Annotated in this window: 28 protein-coding genes; 17 read left to right on the top strand and 11 right to left on the bottom strand. The window is 64.4% G+C overall.

The window, feature by feature from the left end; all coding sequences use genetic code 11:
- Positions 1-136: 136 nt before the first annotated feature.
- Both nrdR and L0D18_RS09330 read right to left on the bottom strand, forming a co-directional pair.
- A complete protein-coding gene (nrdR, locus tag L0D18_RS09335) occupies positions 137-598 on the bottom strand; it encodes a transcriptional regulator NrdR (RefSeq protein ID WP_243028614.1) in 462 nt (153 codons plus the stop codon).
- Positions 595-1,302: an SDR family NAD(P)-dependent oxidoreductase gene (locus L0D18_RS09330; RefSeq protein WP_243028613.1), complete on the bottom strand. Its 708-nt coding sequence runs from the start codon at positions 1,300-1,302 to the stop codon at positions 595-597. The genes nrdR and L0D18_RS09330 overlap by 4 nt, the downstream gene beginning before the upstream one ends.
- A gap of 28 nt (positions 1,303-1,330) precedes the next feature.
- Between L0D18_RS09330 and L0D18_RS09325 the strand changes: the two genes are divergently transcribed.
- On the top strand, positions 1,331-1,810 hold the full coding sequence (locus tag L0D18_RS09325; protein ID WP_243028612.1) for a macro domain-containing protein: 480 nt from the start codon (positions 1,331-1,333) through the stop codon (positions 1,808-1,810).
- Between the two features lie 55 nt (positions 1,811-1,865).
- Here the strand turns inward: L0D18_RS09325 and L0D18_RS09320 are convergent, their stop codons facing one another.
- The gene (locus tag L0D18_RS09320) at positions 1,866-2,768 is read right to left on the bottom strand and encodes a putative Ig domain-containing protein (protein WP_243028611.1); all 903 of its coding nucleotides are present in this window, start codon (positions 2,766-2,768) and stop codon (positions 1,866-1,868) included.
- Positions 2,769-2,798: 30 nt separating this feature from the next.
- Here L0D18_RS09320 and dcd point away from each other — a divergent pair, with 30 nt between their 5' ends.
- The 5 genes from dcd to trmH are packed head-to-tail and all read left to right on the top strand — an operon-like array spanning position 2,799 to position 6,211.
- Positions 2,799-3,344 carry a dCTP deaminase gene (dcd, locus tag L0D18_RS09315; RefSeq protein ID WP_243028610.1) on the top strand — a complete coding sequence of 182 codons (546 nt, stop codon included), beginning with the start codon at positions 2,799-2,801 and terminating at the stop codon, positions 3,342-3,344.
- Positions 3,345-3,347: 3 nt separating this feature from the next.
- Positions 3,348-3,950 (top strand): peptidylprolyl isomerase, encoded by a 603-nt coding sequence (locus L0D18_RS09310; protein WP_243028609.1) that lies wholly within the window; start codon positions 3,348-3,350, stop codon positions 3,948-3,950.
- A complete protein-coding gene (locus L0D18_RS09305; RefSeq protein ID WP_243028608.1) occupies positions 3,947-5,032 on the top strand; it encodes an ATP phosphoribosyltransferase regulatory subunit in 1,086 nt (361 codons plus the stop codon). Before L0D18_RS09310 ends, L0D18_RS09305 begins: the two co-directional genes overlap by 4 nt.
- Positions 5,029-5,652 carry an ATP phosphoribosyltransferase gene (gene hisG, locus L0D18_RS09300; RefSeq protein WP_243028607.1) on the top strand — a complete coding sequence of 208 codons (624 nt, stop codon included), beginning with the start codon at positions 5,029-5,031 and terminating at the stop codon, positions 5,650-5,652. Before L0D18_RS09305 ends, hisG begins: the two co-directional genes overlap by 4 nt.
- Entirely contained in the window at positions 5,636-6,211 is a 576-nt protein-coding gene (gene trmH, locus L0D18_RS09295; protein ID WP_243028606.1) for a tRNA (guanosine(18)-2'-O)-methyltransferase TrmH, read from the top strand. The genes hisG and trmH overlap by 17 nt, the downstream gene beginning before the upstream one ends.
- 163 nt (positions 6,212-6,374) lie before the next feature.
- On the opposite strand, the gene L0D18_RS09290 is transcribed toward trmH, so the two are convergent.
- Positions 6,375-7,322 (bottom strand): branched-chain amino acid transaminase, encoded by a 948-nt coding sequence (locus tag L0D18_RS09290; RefSeq protein WP_243028605.1) that lies wholly within the window; start codon positions 7,320-7,322, stop codon positions 6,375-6,377.
- Positions 7,323-7,359: 37 nt separating this feature from the next.
- Positions 7,360-8,256 carry a hydrogen peroxide-inducible genes activator gene (locus L0D18_RS09285; protein ID WP_243028604.1) on the bottom strand — a complete coding sequence of 299 codons (897 nt, stop codon included), beginning with the start codon at positions 8,254-8,256 and terminating at the stop codon, positions 7,360-7,362.
- 101 nt (positions 8,257-8,357) lie between these two features.
- Between L0D18_RS09285 and L0D18_RS09280 the strand changes: the two genes are divergently transcribed.
- Positions 8,358-9,266, top strand: coding sequence for a manganese catalase family protein (locus L0D18_RS09280; RefSeq protein ID WP_243028603.1), 909 nt, complete (start codon positions 8,358-8,360; stop codon positions 9,264-9,266).
- 38 nt (positions 9,267-9,304) lie between these two features.
- Here the strand turns inward: L0D18_RS09280 and dprA are convergent, their stop codons facing one another.
- Positions 9,305-10,306, bottom strand: coding sequence for a DNA-processing protein DprA (dprA, locus tag L0D18_RS09275; protein WP_243028602.1), 1,002 nt, complete (start codon positions 10,304-10,306; stop codon positions 9,305-9,307).
- 138 nt (positions 10,307-10,444) lie between these two features.
- Here dprA and era point away from each other — a divergent pair, with 138 nt between their 5' ends.
- The 3 genes from era to L0D18_RS09260 all read left to right on the top strand — a co-directional run bounded on the left by era (position 10,445) and on the right by L0D18_RS09260 (position 13,164).
- Positions 10,445-11,347 carry a GTPase Era gene (era, locus tag L0D18_RS09270; RefSeq protein ID WP_243028601.1) on the top strand — a complete coding sequence of 301 codons (903 nt, stop codon included), beginning with the start codon at positions 10,445-10,447 and terminating at the stop codon, positions 11,345-11,347.
- Positions 11,348-11,469: 122 nt separating this feature from the next.
- Positions 11,470-12,351, top strand: a complete 882-nt coding sequence (locus L0D18_RS09265; RefSeq protein WP_243028600.1) for an acyltransferase — start codon at positions 11,470-11,472, stop codon at positions 12,349-12,351.
- Positions 12,352-12,354: 3 nt separating this feature from the next.
- Entirely contained in the window at positions 12,355-13,164 is an 810-nt protein-coding gene (locus tag L0D18_RS09260; protein ID WP_243028599.1) for a HesA/MoeB/ThiF family protein, read from the top strand.
- Between the two features lie 216 nt (positions 13,165-13,380).
- Here the strand turns inward: L0D18_RS09260 and L0D18_RS09255 are convergent, their stop codons facing one another.
- Together L0D18_RS09255 and L0D18_RS09250 are read right to left on the bottom strand one after the other, a co-directional pair.
- Complete coding sequence (locus L0D18_RS09255) at positions 13,381-14,514, bottom strand: citrate synthase/methylcitrate synthase (RefSeq protein ID WP_243028598.1); 1,134 nt, start codon at positions 14,512-14,514, stop codon at positions 13,381-13,383.
- 65 nt (positions 14,515-14,579) lie between these two features.
- The gene (locus L0D18_RS09250; RefSeq protein ID WP_243028597.1) at positions 14,580-15,725 is read right to left on the bottom strand and encodes a class I SAM-dependent rRNA methyltransferase; all 1,146 of its coding nucleotides are present in this window, start codon (positions 15,723-15,725) and stop codon (positions 14,580-14,582) included.
- A gap of 33 nt (positions 15,726-15,758) precedes the next feature.
- On the opposite strand from L0D18_RS09250, the gene sppA reads away from it, so the two are divergent.
- Both sppA and L0D18_RS09240 read left to right on the top strand, forming a co-directional pair.
- Positions 15,759-16,691 carry a signal peptide peptidase SppA gene (sppA, locus tag L0D18_RS09245; protein ID WP_243028596.1) on the top strand — a complete coding sequence of 311 codons (933 nt, stop codon included), beginning with the start codon at positions 15,759-15,761 and terminating at the stop codon, positions 16,689-16,691.
- Positions 16,685-17,125 (top strand): RDD family protein, encoded by a 441-nt coding sequence (locus L0D18_RS09240; RefSeq protein ID WP_243028595.1) that lies wholly within the window; start codon positions 16,685-16,687, stop codon positions 17,123-17,125. The genes sppA and L0D18_RS09240 overlap by 7 nt, the downstream gene beginning before the upstream one ends.
- A gap of 55 nt (positions 17,126-17,180) precedes the next feature.
- Here the strand turns inward: L0D18_RS09240 and L0D18_RS09235 are convergent, their stop codons facing one another.
- Entirely contained in the window at positions 17,181-17,549 is a 369-nt protein-coding gene (locus tag L0D18_RS09235; protein ID WP_243028594.1) for a metal-sulfur cluster assembly factor, read from the bottom strand.
- A gap of 216 nt (positions 17,550-17,765) precedes the next feature.
- On the opposite strand from L0D18_RS09235, the gene L0D18_RS09230 reads away from it, so the two are divergent.
- Both L0D18_RS09230 and L0D18_RS09225 read left to right on the top strand, forming a co-directional pair.
- Positions 17,766-18,461 (top strand): TerC family protein, encoded by a 696-nt coding sequence (locus L0D18_RS09230; protein WP_243028593.1) that lies wholly within the window; start codon positions 17,766-17,768, stop codon positions 18,459-18,461.
- 1 nt (position 18,462) lies between these two features.
- On the top strand, positions 18,463-18,993 hold the full coding sequence (locus tag L0D18_RS09225; protein ID WP_243028592.1) for a DedA family protein: 531 nt from the start codon (positions 18,463-18,465) through the stop codon (positions 18,991-18,993).
- Between the two features lie 17 nt (positions 18,994-19,010).
- On the opposite strand, the gene L0D18_RS09220 is transcribed toward L0D18_RS09225, so the two are convergent.
- Positions 19,011-19,313, bottom strand: coding sequence for a P-II family nitrogen regulator (locus L0D18_RS09220; RefSeq protein ID WP_243028591.1), 303 nt, complete (start codon positions 19,311-19,313; stop codon positions 19,011-19,013).
- A 3-nt stretch (positions 19,314-19,316) separates the two neighbouring features.
- Positions 19,317-20,273 (bottom strand): sodium-dependent bicarbonate transport family permease, encoded by a 957-nt coding sequence (locus L0D18_RS09215; RefSeq protein ID WP_243028590.1) that lies wholly within the window; start codon positions 20,271-20,273, stop codon positions 19,317-19,319.
- A 47-nt stretch (positions 20,274-20,320) separates the two neighbouring features.
- Here L0D18_RS09215 and purE point away from each other — a divergent pair, with 47 nt between their 5' ends.
- From purE to L0D18_RS09200, 3 genes are read left to right on the top strand one after another with little or no spacing between them, the layout of a single operon-like run.
- Entirely contained in the window at positions 20,321-20,815 is a 495-nt protein-coding gene (gene purE / locus L0D18_RS09210; RefSeq protein WP_243028589.1) for a 5-(carboxyamino)imidazole ribonucleotide mutase, read from the top strand.
- A complete protein-coding gene (locus L0D18_RS09205) occupies positions 20,812-21,915 on the top strand; it encodes a 5-(carboxyamino)imidazole ribonucleotide synthase (protein ID WP_243028588.1) in 1,104 nt (367 codons plus the stop codon). Before purE ends, L0D18_RS09205 begins: the two co-directional genes overlap by 4 nt.
- Positions 21,916-21,952: 37 nt before the next feature.
- Positions 21,953-23,089 carry a phenylacetate--CoA ligase family protein gene (locus L0D18_RS09200; protein ID WP_243028587.1) on the top strand — a complete coding sequence of 379 codons (1,137 nt, stop codon included), beginning with the start codon at positions 21,953-21,955 and terminating at the stop codon, positions 23,087-23,089.
- Positions 23,090-23,313 lie beyond the last annotated feature (224 nt).

The raw sequence follows: 23,313 nt of genomic DNA, 5'->3' as shown, positions 1-23,313 counted from the left end.
CGTTCACCCTGAGCCAGGATCAAACTCTCCAACAAAAAAACGCCTAAAGGCGTTATTGGCTTGGTGTTAGCCTCTGCTCTCCCCTTTTCAAGATCCCCCTGCTTGGGCTTTCGCCCGCGCAGCAAAAGCTATGCTATCAAGCCCCCTCCTTCTTGTCAACACCCCCCAGGCGGCGGATCTCCTCGATGAAGCGCTCCACCGAGTCAAACTCCCGGTACACGGAGGCGAAGCGGATGTAGGCTACATGGTCCAGGTCGCGCAGAAAGGCCATGGCCTTGAGGCCGATCTCCTCGGAGGACACCTCCGGCCCGGTCACCTGGTCCTCAAAGGTATAGGCAAAGCGGCGGAGAGCCTCCGGATCCACGGGGCGCTTTTCGCAGGCCAGGAGGAGCCCCCTCAGGAGCTTATCTGGGTTAAAAGGCTCCTTGCGCCCATCCCGCTTGATGACCATCAGGGGCTCCAGCTGGGTGCGCTCGTAGGTGGTGAAACGGCGGCCACAGGCCGGGCATTCCCGCCGGCGGCGGATGGCTGCCCCCTCGTCGGAAGGGCGGGAGTCCACCACGCGGGTATCGGGATGGCCGCAGTAAGGGCACTTCATGGCACTTCCCTAAGAAGCTCGTAGATCTCGGGGGATGGGGGAGGCTCGGGAAGCTCCACCTCCAGCACCACCCCGCGAACCCCCTCGGAAACCATGGAGCCCAGGCCCAAGGCCGCCCGGACCAGGGCCTGGTCGTAAAGCTCGGAAACCGGGTCCCTGGAGGGCACCACCCCGTTGACCCGCACCCCGGGGAAGGTCCGGGTAACTCCCTCGATGAGCCCTTCCACCGCCCGGCGCACGGAAAGGGTATGGGGCTCGATGCGCACCGCTGGCGGTAGCACCAGGGTGACAAACCCACCCCCGGCCAGGTGGCGCAACCCCTGCTGGAGCACGTACAGACTGGACTTCACATCTTGGCTCATGAGGTCGTACCACTCCCCCTCCAGAAGCTCCACGAAGGGGGTCTTGCTCTCGGCGGTGGTCACGTGGACGATGCCATCCAGTAGGCCAAAGAGTTCCTCCACCTTTTCAAAGGTGCTGGTCACGTCCAACACCACACTCATATCGCCCCGAATGGGGATGGCCGTGGCCCCCAGGGCCTCCACCTCCGAGGCCACGCCGGTGGCCATCTCCACGTCGGGGTCCACGGCGATAACCGTGGCCCCATTGCGCCCGTAGCCGTGGGCAATGGCCCGGCCGAAGCCCCTGCCGGCTCCCGTGACCATGACGATCCGCCCCTCGAGGCCCAAGATATCCCGTGACATCAGGCCCATTGTACGGGAAAATGGGGACATGGCCCGCATCCGTGTCCAAGAAGGGGACATCACCGAGTTCCGGGGGGATGCCCTCGTCAACGCCGCCAACAACCACTTGAAGCTGGGCGCTGGGGTGGCGGGGGCCATCCTAAGGAAAGGGGGCCCCTCCATCCAGGAGGAGTGCGACCGTATAGGGAAGATCCGCGTGGGAGAAGCCGCGGTCACCGGAGCCGGCAACCTGGGAGTTCGCTACGTGATCCATGCCGCCGTCTTGGGGGATGAGCCCGCCAGCCTGGAAACCGTGCGCCAGGCCACCCGAAGCGCCTTGGAAAAGGCGGTGGAGCTAGGGCTAAGGACGGTGGCCTTTCCCCTTTTGGGCACCGGGGTGGGGGGGCTTCCCGTGGAGGAGGTGGCCCGGGTGATGCTTTCGGAGATCAAGAAGGCCCCGGATACCCTCGAGGTCACCCTCTATGGCTTTCGCCGGGAAGACGCCGAGGCCATCCGCAAGGCCCTGTGACACCACCCCGCCTTGCCTGGCCTAAAACCCCCGTGCAAGCCCCATCCCCACGGTCTCAGGGGGAGCCTTGCTCCTGGGGTGGAGGTGGGGCCTCTTCCTGTCCAGCCGGAGGGGCACCCCCAGGGGGCACCGGGGCGGTGACCTTGGGGAAGTAGCCCTGGCCCAGGGCCTGGAGGTCGGCGCCTTCCACCTTACCGTCCCCGTTCAGGTCCCCTTTAAGCTCCTTCCCCTCCTTACCCCAGTTCTGGGCTAGCCCTAGGAGTTCGGCAAAGGGCTTGCCCCGCCTAAGGGCCTCGCCCATGGCCTTCCCCTCCTTGTCGTACAGGACCACCCGGGGGGCAAGCCTTGGGGTAAGGGGCTTTTGCGGGGTGATAAGGAGGCGGAAGGCCTCCTGGTCCTTCACCGGCCTAAGAAAGGCCATATCCAGCCGCAAAAGACCTGCCTCAGGGTCGTAGTCCAGGAGGTAAACGGGGCTTAGGGCCTTGAAACTAGAAAGGTCCGGCACCAGGTCCTTTAGGGGCAGGTCCAGCTGAAACCCCAAGGCCTCCCGCACCTCTATGCGGCCCAAGAGGAGGAAGGGCCCCTCCACCTGGGCGGGCGGGGCCACCAGGGTGAGCCGGGGCGGGGGCGGGTCGGAGACGGTAAGGGTAAGCCGCTGCACCCGGCTATTCTTGGCCCCGTCCTCCACCGTGAGGGTTAAGGGGAACTGGCCCTTTTCCTTGGGGGTTCCCGTGATCCGCCCCCCCTGGAAGGCGAGGCCCTGGGGGAGCTTGCCCTCCAGGCTAAAGGCGTAGGGCCGCACCCCCCCTTCGGCGCTGAAGGTGGCGGTGTAGGCCTCCCCCAGGTAGGCGGGGGGCAGGGTGGTGCTGGTGAGGCGCAAAGGCTCCATCCCCACCCCCGTGGGGTCTTGGGTGCCGCAGGCGGCCAGGAGGAGGAAGAGGGGCCAGAGCTTTCGCATAGGTCCAGTCTAGCGGGTATAGTTGAAGGCATGATTAAGCCGGATTGGTGGATCCGGGAGATGGCCAAAAGAGGGATGATTGAGCCTTTTGAAGAAAGGCTAGTCCGGGAAGGGGTCATAAGCTACGGGCTTTCTAGCTTCGGTTACGACCTCAGGGCAGCCCCCGAGTGGAAGATCTTCACCAATGTCTTCTCCACGGTGGTGGACCCCAAAGGCTTCGACCCCAAGAGCTTCGTGGAGTACGAGGGCGAGGAGGTCATCATCCCCCCCAACTCCTTCGCCCTCACCCGGAGCGTGGAGTACATCCGCATGCCGGAAAACGTGATCGCCATCGCCTTGGGCAAGAGCACCTATGCCCGTTGCGGCATCGTGGCCAACGTAACCCCCTTGGAACCTGGCTGGGAAGGGCATGTCACCCTGGAGATCTCCAACACCACCCCCCTTCCCGCCAAGGTTTACGCCAACGAGGGCATTGTCCAGATCCTTTTCCTAGAGGGCCCAAGGCCCGAGACCACCTACAAGGACCGCCAGGGCAAGTACCAGGGCCAAAGGGGCATCACCCTGCCCCGGGTGTAGGCTATGGGTGTGCGCGCCCTTTTCCTCTTCCTCCTTCTTCTAAGCGCCTGCAAAGGGGAAAGCATGAAGCCGCTGCCATACCTTTCGGAAACCCCGGTGCGCTCCTTTAAGGCCCCGGAGGCCCTCTTGGAGCCCGGAAAGGACTACTACGCCCGCATCAAGACCACCCAGGGGGACATCCTCCTGGACCTCCTGGAAAAAGAGGCCCCCAACACGGTGAACTCCTTCGTCTTCCTGGCCCTCCACCGCTACTTTGAGGCGGTGGAGTGGCACCGGGTCATCCCCGGCTTCGTGGCCCAGACCGGGGACCCCACGGGCACGGGCCGGGGTGGGCCTGGGTACAGCTTTGGCCTGGAGATCGCCCCGGGTCTGGCCTTTGACCGGGAAGGCATGGTGGGCATGGCCCGCACCCAGGACCCCAACTCCAACGGCAGCCAGTTCTTCATCACCCTGGCCCCCACCCCCCACCTCACCGGGCAGTACACCCTCTTCGCCCAGGTGGTGGAGGGGATGGAGGTGGTAAGGCGCCTGGCCCCCACGGAGGGCCCCGGGGCCCGGAGGGAGCGGGACAAGATCCTCAGCGTGGAGATCCTGGTCAAGGAATGATTCCCGAAGGTACCCGCTTCCTCCTCCCCCCGGAGGCCCGGCTCAAGGCCGAGCTCATGGCCCGGCTCCGGGATCTGTTCCTCCGCCACGGGTATGAGCCCGTGGAGCTTCCAGCCCTGGAGGTCTACGACCCCACCCATCCCCTGGCGGAACGGGCCTTCAAGCTGGTGGACAAAACGGGGGAGGTGCTGGCCCTAAGGAGCGAGTTCACCACCCTCTTGGCCAAGCTCTTAAGGTCCCACCTGGGGGAAGGGGTAACCCGCTTCCAGTACGCGGGGCCCCTCTGGCTTAGGGAAGGGGATGCGGAGCTGGGCCGCTACCGGGAGTACACCCAGGTGGGGCTGGAACTCATCGGGGCCACGGGGCCCTTGGCGGATGCGGAGATCCTCTCCTTGGCCTTCGCCGCCCTCGAGGCCCTGGGCCTGGAAGGGGAGGTGGAGGTGGGCCTTCCCAGCCTGGTGGGGGAGGTGCTTAAGGCCTCGGGCCTACCGGAAGAGGCCCGGAAGGAGGCGCAAAAGGCCATCCACCGCAAGAACCTCCCCGAGCTCACCGAGCTCCTCTCCCGCCACCCCGTATCCCTCGAGGCCAGGCGTACCCTCCTGGCCCTCCCCGACCTCTACGGGGAGGTGGAGGTGCTCTCCGAGGCCAAGCGCCTGCCCCTCCCCGAGCGGGCCAGGAAGGCCCTGGAGGATCTGGAAAGGACCCTGGAGCTTTTGGAAAGGCCCGTGCTCCTGGACCTGGGCATGGCCCGGCGCTACGAGTACTACTCGGGGATCTTCTTCCGGGCCTACACCCCAGGGTTCGGCCTGCCCCTTCTGGGAGGCGGCCGGTACGACGGGGCCCTCCTCCCGGTGGCGGCGGGCTTCGCCATAGGGGTGGAGCGGGCCTTGGAGGCCTTGAGGCCCCCCCAGGCGGAGGAATCTCCCGAGGTCTTAGCCCTGGACCTTAAGGCCCTCCGCCTCCAGGCAAAGGAAAAACGGGTGGAGCTTTTCCATGGGGAAGACCCGGTGGCCTACGCCAAGGCCCGGGGCATCCGCTACCTGGCCCAAGGGGAGCGCGTCTTCAAGGTGGAGGAGGCATGAAGCGCTTTGCCCTCACCATCGCCCTGCCCAAGGGAAGGATGTTCCGGGAAGCCTACGAGGCGTTAAGCGAAGCAGGGCTAGAACTCCCCGCCATAGAAAACGAGCGGGCCCTCCTCCACGGCAAGGAAGGGGGAATCGCCCTCCTGGAGCTTCGTAACAAGGATGTGCCCGTCTACGTGGACCTGGGGATCGCCGAGGTGGGGGTGGTGGGCAAGGATATCCTTTTGGACTCGGGCCGGGACCTGTTTGAGCCCGTGGACCTGGGTTTCGGGGCCTGCCGGCTTTCCCTCATCCGGCGCCCCGGGGACACCTCCCCCATCCGCCGCATCGCCACCAAGTACCCCTCCTTCACCAACAGGCTCCTGAAGGAGCGGGGCTGGGTGGCGGACGTGGTGGAGCTATCCGGCAACATTGAGCTGGCGGCGGTTACGGGCCTGGCGGATGCGGTGGTGGACGTGGTCCAGACCGGAGCCACCCTCAAGGCGGCGGGCCTCGTGGAGGTGGAGGTTCTGGCCCACTCCACCGCCCGCCTCATCGTGAACCGCCAGGCCCTGAAGCTCAAGCGCTGGCTTTTAAAGCCCCTCATCGCTAAGCTGAGAAACCGTGACCGAGGCCCGTAGACGCCGCATTGAGGAGGTCCTAAGGAGGCGCCAGCCCGACCTTACCGTTTTGCTGGAAAACGTGCACAAGCCCCACAACCTCTCGGCCATACTCCGCAGCTGTGACGCCGTGGGGGTCCTCGAGACCCATGCGGTGAACCCCACCGGGGGGGTTCCCACCTTCAACGAGACCAGCGGGGGTAGCCACAAGTGGGTCTACCTGAGGGTGCACCCCAGCATCCGGGAGGCCATGGCCTTCCTTAAGGAGAGGGGTTTTAAGATCTACGCCACCGCCCTACGGGAGGATGCCCAAGACTTCCGGGAGGTGGACTACACCCAGCCCACGGCCATCCTCCTGGGGGCGGAGAAATGGGGGGTATCCGAGGAAGCCTTAGCCCTTTCCCATGGGGCCATCAAGATCCCCATGTTGGGGATGGTGCAAAGCCTGAACGTGAGCGTGGCGGCAGCGGTGATCCTCTTTGAGGCCCAAAGGCAAAGGCTGGAGGCGGGGCTTTACCAAAACCCCCGCCTGGACCCTAACCTCTACCAAAGGGTCCTCGAGGACTGGCTGAGAAAATAGCCTCCAGCGAACCGGTAGGGCCCCGCCCCTCGTACCTCCTCCGCTCGCTTTGCCCTCGCCTTCCCAAAGGGCAGGCAACCCCGGAGCGAGCCCGCCGGCTCCAGGTCCCGGACCCCCTGAAGGCCTTCTGCCAATGGGGCGTTTCCGGCCGGCACTCACGCGGTCACACGTAGGTGAGCCAGCCCTCGTACTCCGGCCTCAGGCCCCGCACCACCTCCAGGTAAACCTCCCGTAGCCTTAAGGTGATGGGCCCGGCGCTCCCCGAACCGATGGGCCGCCAGTCAATCATGGAAACCGGGGTCACCTCGGCGGCGGTGCCGGTGATGAAGACCTCGTCGGCCATGTAGAGCTGGTCCCGGGTGGCCCGCACCACCTGCACCTCATAGCCCAGGTCCTTGGCGATGCGGATCACCGAGTCGCGGGTGATGCCCTCCAGGTTCACCGAGTGCTCGAGGGCGTAGACCACCCCATCCCGGACGAAAAACACGTTCTCCCCACTGCCCTCGGCCACATAGCCTTCCTCGTCCAGCAACAGGGCCTCGTCCGCCCCCGCCGCCACCGCTTCCATCTTGGCCAGGGCCGAGTTCACGTAGTTTCCCCCCACCTTGGCCTTTCCCGGCATCACGTTGGCGGGGAAGCGGGCCCAGGAGCTGGTGATGAGCTTAGCCCCCTTGCGCACCGCCTCCTCCCCCAGGTAAGCCCCCCACTCCCAGGCGGCCACCATGACCTCCGCGGGGTTGTTGGGCAAGGGGTTCACCCCCAAAGCCTTGGCCCCCATCCAGGCCAGGGGGCGGATGTAACAGCTCTTGTAGCCGTTTTGCCGCACCACCTCCTTGATGGCCTCCTCCATCTCCTCCGGGGTGAAGGGAATCTCCATGCGCAGGACCTTGGCGGAGTTGAAAAGACGCCGCACGTGCTCCCGAAGGCGGAAGATGGCCGGACCCCTTGGGGTTTCATAGGCCCGTATTCCCTCAAAAACGCTAGTCCCATAGTGAAGGGCGTGGCTTAGGACGCTGGTCTTGGCCTCCTCCTGGGGCAGAAGGGCCCCGTTCATCCAGATGAGCCCCGCTTTGATATGCACGTCCCCACCCTTTGCCTCGGCCTTAATCATGGCGAACCTCCGCCCTAATCATAACGCTTTTTTGCCCTCAAACCCTCACCCGTAACCCTTGGAAGATGTCCTTGGCCTCCTCCCCCAAAACCCGGGCCACGGGAGCCTTGAGGCTTCCTTCCCGCACCAAGAGGTACACGGTCCGCCCCGCACCCGGAGGGCTTAGGGGCCTTAGGTGGGCATGCTTATCCCTGGGCAGGGTCCATAGGGCCACCTCAGGAAGAAGGGTAAGCCCCCCTACCTCCTCCACCAAGAGGACCAGGGTCTCCAGGTTGCCGCTTTGGAAGGCCACCTTGGGCCTTTCCATGCTTGGGCGGCAAACGGAAAGGACCTGGTCGCGGAAGCAGTGGCCCTCCGAGAGGACCCAGGTGTCCTCGAGGGGTATCTCCAAGGGATGGAGGCTCTCCTTAGCGTAAAGGGGATGCCCCGGGTAGACGTAGGCCAGAAACCCCTCGGAGAAAAGGGGAATGCTTTGCACACCTGCCACCCGCTCCTCCGTGCCCACCAGCCCAGCGTCCAGGCGCCCCTCTTGAAGCCCCTGGAGGATACTTGGGGTGAGCTCCTCCCGCACCGAGACCTCGAGGGCGGGATGCTTTTCTGCAAGCCGAGGCAACAGCTTGGGAAGCAGATAGGGGGCAAGGGTGGGGATGACACCTATATGGAAAAGGCCCAGGAACACCCCCTCCTCCCCCCGGGCCATGGCCTTGATCCTGGCCACCCCCTCTAAAACCCTTCGGGCCTGGGCCGCCACCGCCTGCCCCATCTCGGTGGGTTCTCCCCGCCTGCGGTCAAAGAGCTTCACCCGTAGCTCCTCCTCCAGCTTGCGGATCTGCACGCTTAGGGCGGGCTGGGAGAGGTAGACCCGCTCCGCCGCCCGGGTGAAGCTCTTTTCCTCCACCAAGGCCACCAGGTAACGCAGTTGGTCCAAGGTCATAGCTTTATTTTATTTCCTTGGCTATCCGAATCTATTAGACTTATGAGTAGGGTTTCCCTAAGGTGAAAAGTGCCTGGCTAGGTCAGGCAGGAGGTGTAAGGATGTTTTTAAGGATAGATCGCCTACAGATAGAGTTGCCCATGCCCAAGGAGCAGGACCCCAATGCGGCAGCGGCGGTACAGGCCCTTCTGGGGGGGCGCTTCGGGGAGATGTCCACCCTGATGAACTACATGTACCAGTCCTTCAACTTCCGGGGGAAGAAGTCCCTCAAGCCCTATTACGACCTCATCGCCAACATCGCCACCGAAGAATTGGGCCATATAGAACTTGTGGCCGCCACCATAAACAGCCTTTTGGCCAAGAACCCTGGCCAGTACCTGGAGGAAGGCGTGGACCCAGTACAAGCCCCCCTGGGCTTCGCCAAGGATGCCCGCAACGCCGCCCATTTCATCGCCGGAGGAGGCAACAGCCTGGTGATGGGGGCCATGGGGGAGCACTGGCACGGGGAATACGTCTTCACCAGCGGCAACCTGATCCTGGATCTTTTGCACAACTTCTTCCTGGAAGTGGCCGCCCGTACCCACAAACTCCGGGTCTACGAGATGACCGCCAACCCCGTGGCCCGGGAGATGATCGGCTACCTCCTGGTGCGGGGCGGGGTGCACGCCGCCGCCTACGGCAAAGCCCTGGAAAGCCTTACCGGGGTGGAGATGACCAAGATGCTCCCCATCCCCCGGATTGAGAACAGCAAGATCCCCGAGGCCAAGAAGTACATGGACCTGGGCTTCCACAAAAACCTCTACCGCTTCAGCCCCTCAGACTACCAGGACCTGGGCCTCATCTGGTCCGGCCCCTCCCCGGAGGACGGAAGCGAGGTAAGGGTTGTGGACGGACCCCCCGAGGGTGGCCCGGTCTTTGATCCCGGCCACGACGCCGCCCTTTTCGCCCCCGAGTTCCACCCGGGCGAGCTCTACGAGATCGCCAAGAAGCTCTACGAGAAGGCCAAGTAGGCCAGCACCCCTGGCCGGGCCCTAGGGCCCGGCCAGGGCTATAAAGCCCCATACCTTCCCCCCGGTAAGGCCTGGGCCAGGCCCTTCAGCTCCAGGAGGGTGAGGAGGGAAAGTACCCGCTCTGGGGTCAACCCCAAGGCTTGGGCCAGGTCCTCGGGCAAGGCCTCCCCCTGCCGCAGAAGGGCGTAAAGCCCTTCCTCCTCCTGGGAAAGCTCCAGCGCCTTCCTGGGCTTTCCGGAAAATCCCAGGTAGGAGAGGACGTCCTCCGCGGAAAGCACCGGGTAAGCCCCGTCCTGGATAAGGCGGTTGGCCCCCAGGGAGTTTTCGTCCGTGGGCCGGCCCGGCACCGCCAAGACCTCCTTGCCCAGCTCCAGGGCGTAGCGGGCGGTGATGAGGGCCCCGGACTCCAAGGGGGCCTCCACCACGATCACCGCCCGGGCAAGCCCAGCGATGATGCGGTTTCTCCGCGGGAAAAACTCCGGCTTGGGACCGGTGCCCAAGGGAAACTCGGAAACCAGGTCCATCCTATGGGCCAGCTCCCGGTGCTCGGGGGGATAGAGGCGGTCCAAGGCACTCCCCAAAACCCCCAGGGTCCGCCCTCCTCCCTCCAAGGCCCCAAGGTGAGCCTCCCGGTCAATGCCCCGGGCCAGACCGGAAAGCACCGCAACCCCCGCCTCGGCCAGCTCCCGGGCCAGCCTCCGGGTAAAGAAAAGGGCCCAGGAGGAGGCCTTGCGGGTACCCACGATGGCCACCGCTCGCCCTTCTTCCGGAAGTTCTCCCTTCAGGTAAAGATGGGTGGGAGGCTGGGGAAGCCGCCTGAGCCCCTCAGGGAATTCCTCCTCCCACAGGCCCAGGATGCGCACCCCTAAGGCCGCTGCCCGCTCCCTTTCCCTCCCGGCTTGCTTTTCCGCCTGGGGAAGCCCTATCGCCGCCTGAGGAAAGCGCTCTTTTAAAGAACGCACCGGGTTTTCCTCAGCCAAAAGCTCCAGAAGCCGCTTGGGCCCGATGCCGGGAAGCAGGGCCAGGGCTAGGGGATCCACGGCTTTGGAGTATACTGAAAAACCTGGGCCACGGGCAAAGCCCGTATTCCGCCCTTGGTTGCGGGCCAGGCCCGTGGCTGGAAGGTCCGGCCCCAGGCCTCAAGGCCAATCCCCAGGGGCCGGGATGACCTAAGGACCATGGAAGAGAAAACCTATTCCGGATTCGTGGCCATTGTGGGCAAGCCCAACGTGGGCAAGTCCACCCTCCTCAACAACCTCCTGGGGGTGAAGGTGGCCCCCATCAGCCCCAAGCCCCAGACCACCCGCAAGCGCCTTCGGGGCATCCTCACCGAGGGCAACCGCCAGATCGTCTTCGTGGACACCCCAGGCCTCCACCAGCCCATGGACGCCCTGGGGGAGTTCATGGACCAGGAGGTCTACGAGGCCTTAGCCGATGTGAACGCGGTGGTGTGGGTGGTGGACCTGCGCCACCCCCCCACCCCGGAGGATGAGCTGGTGGCCAAGGCCCTAAGGCCCCTGGTGGGGAAGGTGCCCATCCTTTTGGTGGGCAACAAGCTGGACGCCGCCAGGTACCCTGAGGAAGCCCTAAGGGCCTACCATGCCCTCCTTCCCAAGGCGGAAACCCGTACGCTCTCCGCCTTGGACGAGCGCCAGGTGGCCGAGCTTAAGGCGGAACTCCTGGCCCTCCTTCCCGAAGGCCCCTTCTTCTACCCCGAGGACTTCGCCAAAAGCGACCAAGACTTCGGGGAGTGGGTGGCGGAGATCGTGCGGGAAGAGGCCATGAAGCGCCTTTGGCACGAGGTACCCTACGCGGTGGCCGTGAAAACCGAGGAGGTGGCGGAAAGGGAAAACGGCGTCCTCTACATCAAGGCCATCCTCTACGTGGAACGCCCCTCCCAGAAGGCCATCGTCATCGGGGAGGGGGGTCGGAAGATCAAGGAGATCGGCCAAGGGGCTAGGAAGCAGCTGGAAATCTTCTTGAACCGGCATGTGTACTTGGACCTCGAGGTCAAGGTCTACCCCGACTGGCGCAAGGACCCCGAGGCCTTAAGGGAACTGGGCTACCGGTCCATGGGGTGACACCCTTCTCGTGTTTCGTCCCCTCGGTTCCCCTCTTAAGGCCTTTTCCGAAGACCTTGCCCTGGCCTAGGTGGTAAGTTGGGGTATCCCTTTCCATGGGGTTTCCGTTTAGCATAACCCATATGCCTTGGCTTCTGCCCAAAGGAATCACCCCCCTCCACGAAAAGGCCCTGGACCGCTTCCTGGGGAGCTTGGTGGAGAAGCTTTCCGACCCCGCCGTGGACCGCAATGCCCTGGTGCGGGAGGAGCTGGCCCGCCTCCTCTATGGCCGGCCCTATCAAGAACTCCTCGAGGCCAGCCCTCTGGCCGCCATGGGGTTGGACCCCGAGGGCATCACCTTTGAGGCCGAGTACTACGCCGCCACCGACCAGGAGAAGTTCCAAAAGGTCAAGCCCCTCCTCTGGTTCTGGAAGGTTTTGGACCTCACCCCCATCGGCCAGTCCGTGCACTCGGGGGTGGCTATCCGCCGGGCCCTGGCCCCCTTCATCTTCAAGCGGGTGGGGCGAAACCCCAAGTTCTTCCAAAACGTGGAGTTTTCCGTGGGGTACAACCTGGAGCTGGGGGACGACGTGGTGGTCCACCGCTACGTCCTCCTGGACGATATCGGCGGCATCAAGATTGGGGACCGGTCCTCCCTTTCCGACTATGTGAACGTCTACAGCCACACCCACCACGTCCTGGCCTCCCCCGATGTGACCCTTAAGGAAACCATCATCGGAAGCGGGGTACGCATCACCTACCACGCCACCATCCTGGCGGGGGTGCGCATCGGGGACGATGCCATGGTGGGCACCGGGGCCATCGTCACCAAGGACGTGCCCCCCCACGCTATCGCCCTGGGGATTCCCGCCAGACCCGTGCGCTACAAGGTGCGCCACGACTGTCCCTACTGCCGCAAAGGGGAACCCCATCCCTCGGACCTCATCCCCAAGGCCCCCGACCGCAAGGGCAACCCCGACTACCCCGACTTCCTTCCCCCTGGCTTCGGCACCCGGGAGGCCTAGGCCATGTGGACCAGGGAGGAGCTGGACCGCTACCACCGGCAGATGATCCTGCCCCAGGTGGGGCCGGAAGGGCAAGAAAGGCTCAAGCAGGCCTCTGTGGTGGTGGTGGGAGCCGGAGGGCTTGGGGTTCCTGTCCTCCAGTATCTGGTGGCAGCTGGGGTGGGCCGGATCGGCATCGTGGAGATGGACCGGGTGGAGGTCTCTAACCTCCACCGCCAGGTGCTCTACACGACCGAGGACATAGGCAAACCCAAGGCTCTGGTGGCCAAGGAGCGGCTTCTAGCCCTAAACCCCTTGGTGGCGGTTGACGCCTACCCGGCGCGCCTCACCTCGGAAAATGCCCTGGAGATCCTGAAACCCTACGACCTGGTGGTGGATGCCTCCGACAACTTCCCCACCCGCTACCTGGTGAATGACGCCTGTGTCCTCCTAGGAAAGCCTTTGGTCCACGGGGCCATCTACCAGTTTGACGGCCAGGTGGCGGTCTTCCACCACAGGACCCCGGAAGGGGAGATGGGCCCCTGTTACCGTTGCCTCTTCCCCAAGCCCCCTCCGCCGGGAAGCGTCCCCTCCTGTGCGGAGGCCGGGGTCTTCGGGGTTTTACCGGCGGTGGTGGGAAGCCTGATGGCGGCGGAGGCCCTAAAGGTGCTTCTGGGCATCGGTAAACCCCTAGCTGGCTCTCTCCTCCTCTACGACGCTTTGGAGAGCCAGTTCCGCAAGCTTGCCTTACGCCGGAACCCGGCCTGCCCCGTCTGCGGGGACCATCCCACACAGCGGGAGCTCATAGATTACGAAGCCTTTTGCGGGCTCTAGTCACCGCTTGTACCTCGCCGGAGGGACCACCCTGGCGAACCCTTCCCCTGGGATGAAGGTGGGAAGCCCTGCCCTTTTCCCGCGTTTTATTCCCCGATTGCCACCAAGATCTCGCCCATCCAAGGGCTTCTCCGAAGCCCCCACCCTGGCAGGGGCCAGGGTGGGGTGGTGCCAGAAGGCCAGGGGCTTTTTGGCCCCCAGCCCAGGCCCTATCCCCTAAGCCCGCGCCTCCACGGGAAGATAGGGCACGTCCAGCTGACCGATGTACTTGGCATCGGGGCGCAGCAGGCGGTTGTCCAAGGCCTTGTACTCCAGGATATGCCCCACCCAACCAGAGATGCGGGCCACAGCAAAGATGGGGGTAAAGAACTCCAGGCCGAAGCCCAAATCGGAGTAGACCACCCCGGAGTAAAAGTCCACGTTGGGGTAGATGCCCCTAGGGTTAAGGACCTTGCCCGCCTCCTCCTCCACGATTTTGAGGATCTGGTACTCGGTGGAGTGCCCGTGGGTTTCCGCCACAATGCGGGCCAGCCTCTCCAGGACCCCAGCCCGGGGGTCAAAGGCCTTATAGACCCGGTGGCCCATGCCCATGATGCGCTCCTTCCGGGCCAGCTTCTCCCGCACCCAGTCCCGGGCCCTCTCGGGGGTGCCGATCTCCTGGATCATCTTCATCACCGCTTCGTTGGCCCCACCGTGCCTGGGCCCCTTTAGGGAAGCCACAGCGGCGGTGATGGCCGAATAGAGGTCGGTCTCCGTGGAAAAAGCGGCGATGGCGGTGAAGGTGCTGGCGTTGAAGCCGTGCTCGGCGTGCAGGATTAAAGCGGCATCCATGAGGCGCTCTTGTTCCGGGGAAGGTTCCACCCCGTTCGCCATGAACAGGAAGTTGGCAGCGTGGGAAAGGTCCTCCCTAGGCGGCAAGGGCTCCTTCCCCTCGCGCAAACGCTTGTTGACCGCCACGATGGTGGCAAACTTGGCGATGAGGTCAAGGCCTTTTTCGTAGAGGGCTTCCTGAGAGATGTCCCCTTCTTCTGGGTCCAGCATGCCCAGCTCGGAAACCGCCGTGCGCAGGAAGCTCATGGGATGGGCCCCTAGGGGATACCGGCGGAAGGACTCCAGAAGGTGATCTGGCAGGGCCCGTCGCCAGGCAAGTTCTCGCTTAAAGGTTTCCAGCTCCTCCCGTTTGGGAAGTCTCCCGTGTAGGAGGAGAAAGGTGGTCTCTTCAAAGGTGCTCCTTTCCGCTAGGTCCTGGATGGGGATGCCGTAGTAATAGAGGCGGCCCGCCTCCCCGTCAATGAAGCACATCCGGCTTTCCGTGAAGAGCACGCCCTCCAAACCCCTTGCCACTTCCATACGCGCCTCCCTTTCCGCACCCCAAAGGTGCTTCCCTGCCCATCATACCAGGGCTCGACCGGCCCTTACAGGGCATCCTCCTGCAGGATAAGGGTTTTCAAATAAAGGCTTTCCGGCACGTGCAGGCTCCAAGGGTGATCCCTAGGCTGGTAGGTGAGGGCGTGTACCCTTAGCCGCATCCCCCGGTCGGCGGCCGCCCGCCGGGCCACCTCCAAAAGGTCCTCCGCCTTTAGGTAGTAGCTACACGTGGAAAGCCAAAGGTAGCCCTCGGGGGCCAAAAGGCGCAGGGCCTCCCTTAGGAGATCCACCAGGTGCCGCTTCATGGGGGAAACCTCCTCCGGCCGTTTCACCAAGGTGGGCGGGTCCAAGAGGATATGCTGAAAGGACCCCTCGAGGCCCTTTAGCACCTCCAAGGCTTCTCCGTGGAGGATGTCCACCCTAAAGCCCAGGCGTAACGCCGCTCGGTCCAACACCGAGAGGGCCTCGAGGTCCTTGTCCACTGCCAGGGCATAGGCCCCTTTCCGGGCAGCCCTGAGGGCAAAGCCCCCCACGTAGCTATAGACGTCCAAAACCCTCTCCCCTGGGCGCACCAGGCCTTCAAAAAGGCGGCGGTTTTCCCGCTGGTCCAGGTAAAACCCCGTCTTCTGGGCCAGGACCAGGGGAATGGAGAAAAGGAGGCCATCCTCCTCCACCTCCAAAACCCCAGGCACCTCCCCGTAGACCACCCCTACCCTCTCGGGAAGGCCTTCCTGCCTCCTGGCCTCCACATCGCTTCGCTCATAAACCCCCTTGGGGGACACAACCTCCAGAAGAGCCGGAAACCACGCCCCCCTTAAGGCCTCCATCCCCCGGGTGCGCACCTGGAGGACCAAGACTTCCCCGAAGCGGTCCACCACTAGCCCAGGAAGCCCGTCCGCCTCCCCATGCACCAAGCGGTAGCTTTGGCCCATCCCTTCCCGCCTCCTGAGGGCCCGCTGAAAGCGGGCTAGAAAAAAGGCCCGATCCAGCGGGCCAGGGTCAAAGCGGTAAGCCCGGAAAGGGATGCGGGAATCGGGGTCCAGGTAGCCCACCGCCACAAAGCTCCCATCGGTAGCCACCGCCTCCGCTACCCCTGCTTGGGAAGGCATCTCCTCCAGCTCATCCCGATAGAGGTTGGGGTAGAAGTTGCGGACCTTCCTCTCCTTTCCCGGCTTGACCACCACCCTAAGCACAGGCTCAGCATACCCTTGTGCTACCTCGGAACCATGAACCGAAAGCGTTGGCTAGCCCTTCTCCTTTTCCTGATGGTGGCCCTTCTGGTGGTGGGCCTGGGGCGCCTAACCCAATCCCGGGAAACCGACCATCCCTGGCGGGAAACCACCCTATATGGCCGCGGCGAAAAAGTGGTCCTCCTGGAAGTGGCGGGGAGTATCCCCGCGGGAAAAGACCTCGAGGACCTCCTATCCAAGATCCGCCAGGCCCAGGAGGACCAAAGCATCCGGGCCGCCGTCCTCTTCGTGGACAGCCCTGGGGGTAGCGTAACGGAAACCGAGGCCATCCACCGGGCCCTAAAGGGCCTGGCCCAGGCAAAGCCCCTGGTGGCCGCCTTCGGCACGGTGGCCGCCAGCGGGGGCTACTATGTGGCCACCGCCGCCCGGGAAATCTTTACCCCGGCCACGGCCATCACCGGCTCCATCGGGGTCATCGCCACCCTCCCCCAGGTCCAGGGTTTGTTGGCCAAACTGGGCGTCCAAGTGAAAGTTCTTAAGGAAGGAAGGCTCAAGGACATGGGTTCTGGCCTAAGGCCCCTCACCCCCGAGGAGCAAGCCATCCTCCAGGGCTATATGCGGGAGGCGTACCGGCTTTTTCTGGCCAGGGTTAGCGAAGGAAGGCGCCTTTCCCCGGAGAGGGTGCGGCTCCTGGCCGATGGCCGCATTTACTCGGGAGCCCAGGCCATCGCCCTGGGACTTGCGGACCGGGAAGGCTACCTGGAGGACGCCGCCAGGCGCGCTGCAGAGCTGGCCGGCCTGGCGGAGTTTCGCCTGGTGCGTTATAAAAAACCCAAGGGACTTTTGGACGAGCTCCTGGGCGAGAGCTTTCCCCTGGGCCTTTCCTCGGAAACCGAGCAGCTGGTTTCCTTGCTCGGCCGGAAAGGGTTCCGCCTCGAGTACCGCTACCTGGGGGGTGGCCTATGGTGATCGCAAGCCCCTGGCGCCGGCTCCTAGCCTCCCTCATAGACGGGCTTATCCTGGTGCCCCTGAGTTTTCTTTTAATGACCCTTGCCGGTATCAACCCCTTGACGGCAAGCACCACCTTCCTCCAGGATTTCCTCTTCAACTGGCTACCCAGCTGGGCCTACTACGTGATCTTCACCGCTTTGTATGGGGCTACCCCAGGAAAAATGGCCCTGGGCCTCAGGGTGGTCCGCACGGACGGCCAACCCGTGGACTGGCTCACCGCCTTCATACGGGAGGTGATCGGCAAGACCCTCTCCACCCTCCCCCTTCTCCTGGGCTACCTGTGGGCCTTTTTCCATCCCAGGCGCCAGGCCTGGCATGACCTCATCGCCGATACCGTGGTGGTGCGCCCAGGCCAAGCCCGGGATAAGACGGAAGAGGGCAGCCTTGGGTGAAGCCGCCGAGGTGGGGGAAACCCCTCCCGGCGAGGCAGGGAAAGGGGTAGGCCGCCTACACGTTGAACCCAAACATCCGCATCATGCGCTTGCCCTCCTCGGTCATGCGGGCAGGGGTCCAGGGAGGGGTCCAGACGAACTCCACGTTCACCCCCTGTACCCCGGGCAGGCGCATCACCGCCATCTCCGCATCGGCCTTCACCATGTCCTGGGCCGGACAGCCGATGGCGGTGAGGGTCATGGTGAGGTCCACCACCCCGTTTTCATGGATTTCCACGTCGTAGACCAGACCCAGATCCACGATGTTCACGGGAATCTCGGGGTCGTAGACCACCTTCAGGGCCTCGAGGACCTGCTCCTTGGTGGGCAAACCCTCCCCAGATGCCTTTTCCCCTTCGGGTAAGGCTTCCTGGCGCTCGTCCATACCCCCAAGGATACCCTGCCTTCCAGCCCTTTGCCTAGCCAAGCTCACCTTCCCCCTGGATAAAAGAGGGCAAATGTGCCACAATATCCCCGGTTGGGGAGTAGCCCCAATACCAGCCTTCCGTCAGGACGGGCCTAAGCCCCGGGGGCTGGGGGCAGAAAGCCCGGGCGAGACCACCGCAGGAAGCGGTGGTCTTTATCTTTTTGGGAGGTTGACATGGAAGGTAGCGTTCTCTCCGTGATCCTCATCCTGGTGGCCCTGGAGGTGATCCTCTCCGCTGATAACGCCCTGATCCTGGGGGTCATCGTCCAAAAGCTACCCGTTCACCTGAGGCGAAAAGCCCTTTTCTACGGCATCCTGGGGGCCTACGTGCTTCGGGGCCTGGCCCTTCTCTTTGCTGCCCTGGTCATAAAGCTGTGGTGGGTTCAGGTCCTTGGAGCCGCCTATCTCCTCTACATCGCCCTCAGGCACTTCCTGAAACCCGAGGACGCCCACGCCCCACCTCCCCTAGCGGTGAGCGCCACCCAGTTCTGGAAGACGGTAGCCCAGGTGGAGGTCATGGACCTGGCCTTTGCCGTGGACTCGGTGCTGGTGGCCGTGGCCCTTTCCGACAAGCTTTGGGTCATCTACACCGGGGTCTTCTTAGGAATACTGGCCCTCAGGATGCTAGCCAGCCTGGTGGTCTCCCTCCTGGACCGCTACCCCCGGTTCAAGCACCTGGCCTATGGGGTGGTGGGGCTTGCCGGGGTTAAGCTCCTCCTGGGCGGCTGGGACAAGCTGATGAAGGAGGTCCTCCACCGCCCCGAGCTGGTGGTGGGCCTGGACAAGGAGACCTTTAGCCTCTTCATCCTGGGGATGCTCCTTTTGGGAAGCCTCTGGGCCCTGCGTAAGCCAGCGGTCCAACCCTCCTGAGATGAACTTTTGGACCTACCTTCTCCCAGCCCTACTCCTCTTCCTGGAGGTGGGCTTCCCCTTCGGCCTCTTTGTACCCGGAGGGGATACCCTCCTCTTGGCCCTAGGAGCCCTGGCCGGGGAGGGAAGGCTGGCCCTCTTCCCCTTGCTCCCCATCCTCCTCCTGGGAAGCTACCTGGGGCACGGAATGGGGTACGGACTGGGGCGGATCCTGGGCCCTAAGGTGATAAAACGCTTCCCCGAAAGGCTAAGGCAGCAGGCCACCAGACTCCTAAACCGTTTTGGCCCTTCGGCCTTGCTGGTTGCCCCCTCCGTGCCGGGCCTGCGCACCGCGGTGCCCTTCTTGCTCGGGGCCCTGGGCTTTCCCTGGCTACCCTACCTGGCCCTCGCCGCTCTGGGAAGCCTTCTTTGGACCCAAGGCCTGGTGCTCCTAGCCTACTTGGTGGGGGAAAGGCTTCCCGCTTGGTTGCTGTGGCCCGTCCTCCTCCTGCTGCTTGCCCTTGCCCTTTTGCGGCGAAAACCTGGGGGCTAAAGCGCCTTGAATCCCGCCTACACGTATTTCTCCCCCCGCACCACCCAAACGTTCTCCACATAGGCGATCACGGCATAGTGGGGGAAGTAGGCCTCCTGCAGCCGGGCTAGGATGCGGAGGGCCACCTCCTCGGGGACAATGGTCTCCAAGCGGATGTTCTGCCCCTCCCAGTCCAGGCTGCGCATGCCCCTCGAGCCCTCCCCCCTGGCGGGCACGATGGTGTACCCTTTGGCCCCCAGGCGCTTGATCTCCTCCACCAGCTTCTTCTCCAGGATGCTCTCGGCCACGATGGTCACCAGCTTTAAGGGCTTCAGGTCCATGTTTCACCCCCCGATCCACTGGGTTAGGGCGTGGTAGATGGGGATGCCCAAGACCAGGTTAAAGGGAAAGGTCACCGCCAAGCTGGCGGTGAGGTACAGGCTGGGATTGGCCTCCGGCAAGGCGATGCGCACGGCGGCGGGGGCGGCGATATAGCTGCTGCTGGCGGCCATGGCCCCCAAAACCGTTGCTCCTCCCACGGAAAGCCCCACCCAATGCCCGAGATACACCCCGATGGCCCCATGGAAGATGGGCAGGAGGATGCCATAGAGGACCAGGCGGAAGCCCACCTGTTTTAGGGCAGCGAACCTCGAGGCCGCCACCATCCCCAGATCCAGCAGGAAAAGGGTGAGGACCCCATAGAAGGGATCCACAAAAAAGGGTTTTACCCGGTCCATCCCCTCCTCCCCGGAAAGGGCCCCGATGAGAAGCCCTCCCACCAGGAGGACCACGCTCCTCCCGGTAAGGACCTCCTGGAAGGCGTCACCCAGGTTCCCACCTCCCCGCTTGGCCAAGAGCAGGGCCACCACGATACCCGGCACCTCCAAAAGGGCCACCAGGGTGGGCAAGAAGCCCTCGGGCCTGTGGCCCACCCCTTGGGCAAAGGTGAGGGCCGCCAAAAAGGTCACCGCAGAGACCGAACCGTAATGGGCGGCCAAGGCCCCGGCATCCACCCGGCCGAGGGTGAGAAAGCGGCGGGCCAGAAAATAGCTGGAAAGGGGGCGGAACATCCCCAGGCCCAGGGTGGCCAAGGCGGGAAGGAGCAGGGTGGCCACGGGGGTCTTGGAAAGCTCCACCCCCCCTTTGAAGCCGATGGCGAAGAGCAGGTAGATGGATAGGGCCGTGTACAGGGCCTCGGGAAAGGCCAGGTCGCTCTTGAGAAGCCGGGCCGCCACCCCCAGGGCGAAGGCCAGCACCATGGGGGAAAGGAGGTTGAGCCGAAGCAGTTCCAAGGCATCCATGGCCTGCCTTTTACCACGAGGGGGAAGGCTTGGTACAATCCGGTACGATGCGGCCTTTGGTGGGCGTTATCATGGGTTCTAAGTCCGACTGGGAAACCCTGCGCCATGCGGCGGAGACCCTCGAGGCCCTAGGGGTTCCCTATGAGGTGCGGGTGGTCTCCGCCCACCGCACCCCGGACCTCATGGCGGAGTACGCCAAAACCGCCAAGGAGCGGGGGCTTTTGGTGATCATCGCTGGAGCGGGTGGGGCGGCCCACCTCCCGGGGATGACCGCCGCCCACACCCCCCTGCCCGTGCTGGGGGTACCGGTGGAGAGCAAGGCCTTAAAGGGCCTGGACTCCCTCCTCTCCATGGTGCAGATGCCGGCGGGCGTCCCCGTGGGCACCCTGGCCATCGGCAAGGCGGGGGCGGTGAACGCGGCCCTGCTTGCCGCCAGCATCGTGGGGCTTTCCCACCCCCAGGTGATGGAGCGCCTCGAGGCCTACCGGAAGGCCCAGACCGAAGCCGTCTTGGCCCACCCCGACCCCCGGGAGGAAGGATGAGGATAGGCATCCTGGGCGGGGGACAGCTGGGCCGGATGCTGGCCCTGGCCGGCTATCCCTTGGGCCTTTCCTTCCGCTTCCTGGACCCCTCCCCTGAGGCCTGCGCCGGGCAGGTGGGGGAACTCGTGGTGGGTGACTACCTGGACGAAAAGGCCCTTCGCCGCTTCGCCGAGGGGCTGGACCTGGTCACCTACGAGTTTGAGAACGTCCCCGTGGAGGCGGCCCGCTTCTTGGCAAAGAGGCTTCCCGTATTCCCTCCCCCCAAGGCCCTGGAGGTGGCCCAGGACCGCCTGGCGGAAAAGGCCTTTATGCAAGGCCTGGGGGTACCCACCCCTCCCTTCCACCCGGTGGATAGCCTCGAGGAGCTGGAGGAGGGCCTGAGGGCCCTGGGCTTTCCCGCCCTCCTCAAGACCCGCCAGGGCGGGTACGACGGCAAAGGACAGGTGCGGATCGGCTCTTGGGAGGAGGCGCCCAAGGCCTTCCAGGCCCTGGGGGGAAGGGGATTGGTCCTCGAGGGGCATATCCCCTTTGACCGGGAGCTCTCCATCCTGGGAGTGCGGAGCCGCACCGGAGAGCTGGCCTTCTACCCCCTGGTGGAGAACCGCCACCAGGAGGGCATCCTGCGCCTCTCCCTGGCCCCGGCTCCCGGGACCTCCCAAGCCCTCCAGGAAAAGGCCGAGACCTACGCCAAGAAGGCCATGGAGGCCCTGGGGTACGTGGGGGTTCTGGCCCTGGAGCTTTTCCAGGTGGAAGGGGAGCTCCTCTTCAATGAGATGGCCCCCCGGGTCCACAACTCCGGCCACTGGACCATAGAGGGCGCCGAGACCGGCCAGTTTGAAAACCACCTCCGGGCCCTTTTGGGCCTCCCCTTGGGGAGCACGGCCCCAAGGGGCCATAGCGCCATGGCCAACCTCATTGGCCACAAACCCGACTTCGCCCAGGTCCTCGCCTTTGCTGGAGCCCACCTCCACTGGTACGGCAAGGCGGTGCGCCCAGGGCGGAAGGTGGGGCATATCACCTTGCGGCGGGACACTTGGGAAGGCCTAGCCCAGGACCTTCCCCATCTCCTCACCCTGGCCCAGGCTCCTGAGCCGGTATAATCCCCGTGTTCCCTGCGGGAGCGGAAGGAGGCGATCCATGGAACGGAACGCTCGGCTCAAAGAGGTGGTGCGCGCGGCCAAGGAACACCCCGTCTACCGGGAGAAGCTTAGGGGAATCCACCCGGAGGAGGTCACCCTGGACAACCTGGGGGAGCTTCCTCCCACCACCCGGGAGGAATGGGTGGCCTACCTTAAGGAAAACCCCAGGCCGCCCACAGGGGCCAGCCTCATGCACCTGACCCCGAGCCCTTTCATGGGCTGGATGCCGGAGTACCTCTCCCAGGAGGACCTCCGTTACCAGACCGAGGCCCTGGCGGAACACTACCGGCGGCTTGGCCTCACGGGGAAAAAGGTGCTGGTGGCCTTCAGCTACCACGTGTATGCCGGGGGGTGGCTCTTCCACCAAGCCCTTTGGCGGGCGGGGAACCTGGTCTTCCCCCATGGGCCCGGGGAGGCCAGCCGCATCGCCGAGATCGGCCAGGCCTACGGCTTTGACGTGCTGGTCACCAACCCCTCCTTCGCCCTCAAGGTGGGCCAGGCGGGGGGGCGGTTCGCCCTCCTTCTGGCAGGGGGCGAGCCCTTCACCTCCGTCCCCGGTTTCCGAGAAAAGGTGGAGGCCCTTTTGGGGTGCACCGCCCTGGATGCCTATGGCACCAGCGAGCTGGGGATCGTGGCCGGGGAGCAGCTCGCCAAGGATGGCCTTTGGGAGATCCCCGAGATGGCCGTGCTGGAAGTTCTGGACCCGGAAACCCTAAAGCCCGTTCCTGACGGGGAAAAGGGGGAGCTGGTGGTCACCGCCCTAAGCCGCACCCTCATGCCCATGGTGCGCTTCCGCACCGGGGACTTGGCCATCGCCGAGAGGCGGGAAGGGCTCACCGTCCTACCCCGGGGGGTCTTTGGCCGCACCGACCAGATGGTGAAGGTGAAAGGGGTAAAGTTCTACCCCACGGAGCTGGCCCCCATCCTGGGCGGGTTCGGCCTGGACCCCAGGGGCTACCAGGTGGTGGTGGAACGAAAGCTGGAGGGCACGGACAAGCTGGTCCTTCGGCTTAAGGCGGAGAAGGTGCCCGCCGGGCTTCTGGAGGCCATCACCAAGGCCACGGGCCTAAAGGTGGACGAGGTGGAGCTGGTGGGGGAGCTGGAAGGAGGCCTGGTGGTGGATCGGCGCTTCTAATGCCACCCCACCTTGGCTTTCGCCAAGGTGGGGGCCCCGGTAATCCCACCCCACCTTGGCTCCCGCCAAGGTGGGGGCCCCGGTACTTTCGGGTGTTCTTGGGCACCCAGGGGGCATGGCGAAGAGAGGGTATAAGGGGGTGTAGAGGCGTCCTCTTGGGGCCACTTGTTACATTCTTCTCATAACCCTGAGGTATACTCCTCCCAAAGCAACGGGGCCCTTGG

Origin of the sequence: Thermus albus (genome assembly GCF_022760855.1) — a bacterium.
Taxonomy (GTDB): domain Bacteria; phylum Deinococcota; class Deinococci; order Deinococcales; family Thermaceae; genus Thermus; species Thermus albus.
Note: the sequence above shows the minus strand (reverse complement) of the source record. Positions and strands in the feature narration are given on the sequence as shown.

What these genes read in the sequence shown, in the direction of transcription:
- nrdR (WP_243028614.1), bottom strand. Translation starts at nt 598, where the DNA reads ATGAAGTGCCCTTACTGCGGCCATCCCGATACCCGCGTGGTGGACTCC.
- L0D18_RS09330 (WP_243028613.1), bottom strand. Translation starts at nt 1,302, where the DNA reads ATGTCACGGGATATCTTGGGCCTCGAGGGGCGGATCGTCATGGTCACG.
- L0D18_RS09325 (WP_243028612.1), top strand. Translation starts at nt 1,331, where the DNA reads ATGGCCCGCATCCGTGTCCAAGAAGGGGACATCACCGAGTTCCGGGGG.
- L0D18_RS09320 (WP_243028611.1), bottom strand. Translation starts at nt 2,768, where the DNA reads ATGCGAAAGCTCTGGCCCCTCTTCCTCCTCCTGGCCGCCTGCGGCACC.
- dcd (WP_243028610.1), top strand. Translation starts at nt 2,799, where the DNA reads ATGATTAAGCCGGATTGGTGGATCCGGGAGATGGCCAAAAGAGGGATG.
- L0D18_RS09310 (WP_243028609.1), top strand. Translation starts at nt 3,348, where the DNA reads ATGGGTGTGCGCGCCCTTTTCCTCTTCCTCCTTCTTCTAAGCGCCTGC.
- L0D18_RS09305 (WP_243028608.1), top strand. Translation starts at nt 3,947, where the DNA reads ATGATTCCCGAAGGTACCCGCTTCCTCCTCCCCCCGGAGGCCCGGCTC.
- hisG (WP_243028607.1), top strand. Translation starts at nt 5,029, where the DNA reads ATGAAGCGCTTTGCCCTCACCATCGCCCTGCCCAAGGGAAGGATGTTC.
- L0D18_RS09290 (WP_243028605.1), bottom strand. Translation starts at nt 7,322, where the DNA reads ATGATTAAGGCCGAGGCAAAGGGTGGGGACGTGCATATCAAAGCGGGG.
- L0D18_RS09285 (WP_243028604.1), bottom strand. Translation starts at nt 8,256, where the DNA reads ATGACCTTGGACCAACTGCGTTACCTGGTGGCCTTGGTGGAGGAAAAG.
- L0D18_RS09280 (WP_243028603.1), top strand. Translation starts at nt 8,358, where the DNA reads ATGTTTTTAAGGATAGATCGCCTACAGATAGAGTTGCCCATGCCCAAG.
- era (WP_243028601.1), top strand. Translation starts at nt 10,445, where the DNA reads ATGGAAGAGAAAACCTATTCCGGATTCGTGGCCATTGTGGGCAAGCCC.
- L0D18_RS09265 (WP_243028600.1), top strand. Translation starts at nt 11,470, where the DNA reads ATGCCTTGGCTTCTGCCCAAAGGAATCACCCCCCTCCACGAAAAGGCC.
- L0D18_RS09260 (WP_243028599.1), top strand. Translation starts at nt 12,355, where the DNA reads ATGTGGACCAGGGAGGAGCTGGACCGCTACCACCGGCAGATGATCCTG.
- L0D18_RS09255 (WP_243028598.1), bottom strand. Translation starts at nt 14,514, where the DNA reads ATGGAAGTGGCAAGGGGTTTGGAGGGCGTGCTCTTCACGGAAAGCCGG.
- sppA (WP_243028596.1), top strand. Translation starts at nt 15,759, where the DNA reads ATGAACCGAAAGCGTTGGCTAGCCCTTCTCCTTTTCCTGATGGTGGCC.
- L0D18_RS09240 (WP_243028595.1), top strand. Translation starts at nt 16,685, where the DNA reads ATGGTGATCGCAAGCCCCTGGCGCCGGCTCCTAGCCTCCCTCATAGAC.
- L0D18_RS09235 (WP_243028594.1), bottom strand. Translation starts at nt 17,549, where the DNA reads ATGGACGAGCGCCAGGAAGCCTTACCCGAAGGGGAAAAGGCATCTGGG.
- L0D18_RS09230 (WP_243028593.1), top strand. Translation starts at nt 17,766, where the DNA reads ATGGAAGGTAGCGTTCTCTCCGTGATCCTCATCCTGGTGGCCCTGGAG.
- L0D18_RS09225 (WP_243028592.1), top strand. Translation starts at nt 18,463, where the DNA reads ATGAACTTTTGGACCTACCTTCTCCCAGCCCTACTCCTCTTCCTGGAG.
- L0D18_RS09220 (WP_243028591.1), bottom strand. Translation starts at nt 19,313, where the DNA reads ATGGACCTGAAGCCCTTAAAGCTGGTGACCATCGTGGCCGAGAGCATC.
- L0D18_RS09215 (WP_243028590.1), bottom strand. Translation starts at nt 20,273, where the DNA reads ATGGATGCCTTGGAACTGCTTCGGCTCAACCTCCTTTCCCCCATGGTG.
- purE (WP_243028589.1), top strand. Translation starts at nt 20,321, where the DNA reads ATGCGGCCTTTGGTGGGCGTTATCATGGGTTCTAAGTCCGACTGGGAA.
- L0D18_RS09205 (WP_243028588.1), top strand. Translation starts at nt 20,812, where the DNA reads ATGAGGATAGGCATCCTGGGCGGGGGACAGCTGGGCCGGATGCTGGCC.
- L0D18_RS09200 (WP_243028587.1), top strand. Translation starts at nt 21,953, where the DNA reads ATGGAACGGAACGCTCGGCTCAAAGAGGTGGTGCGCGCGGCCAAGGAA.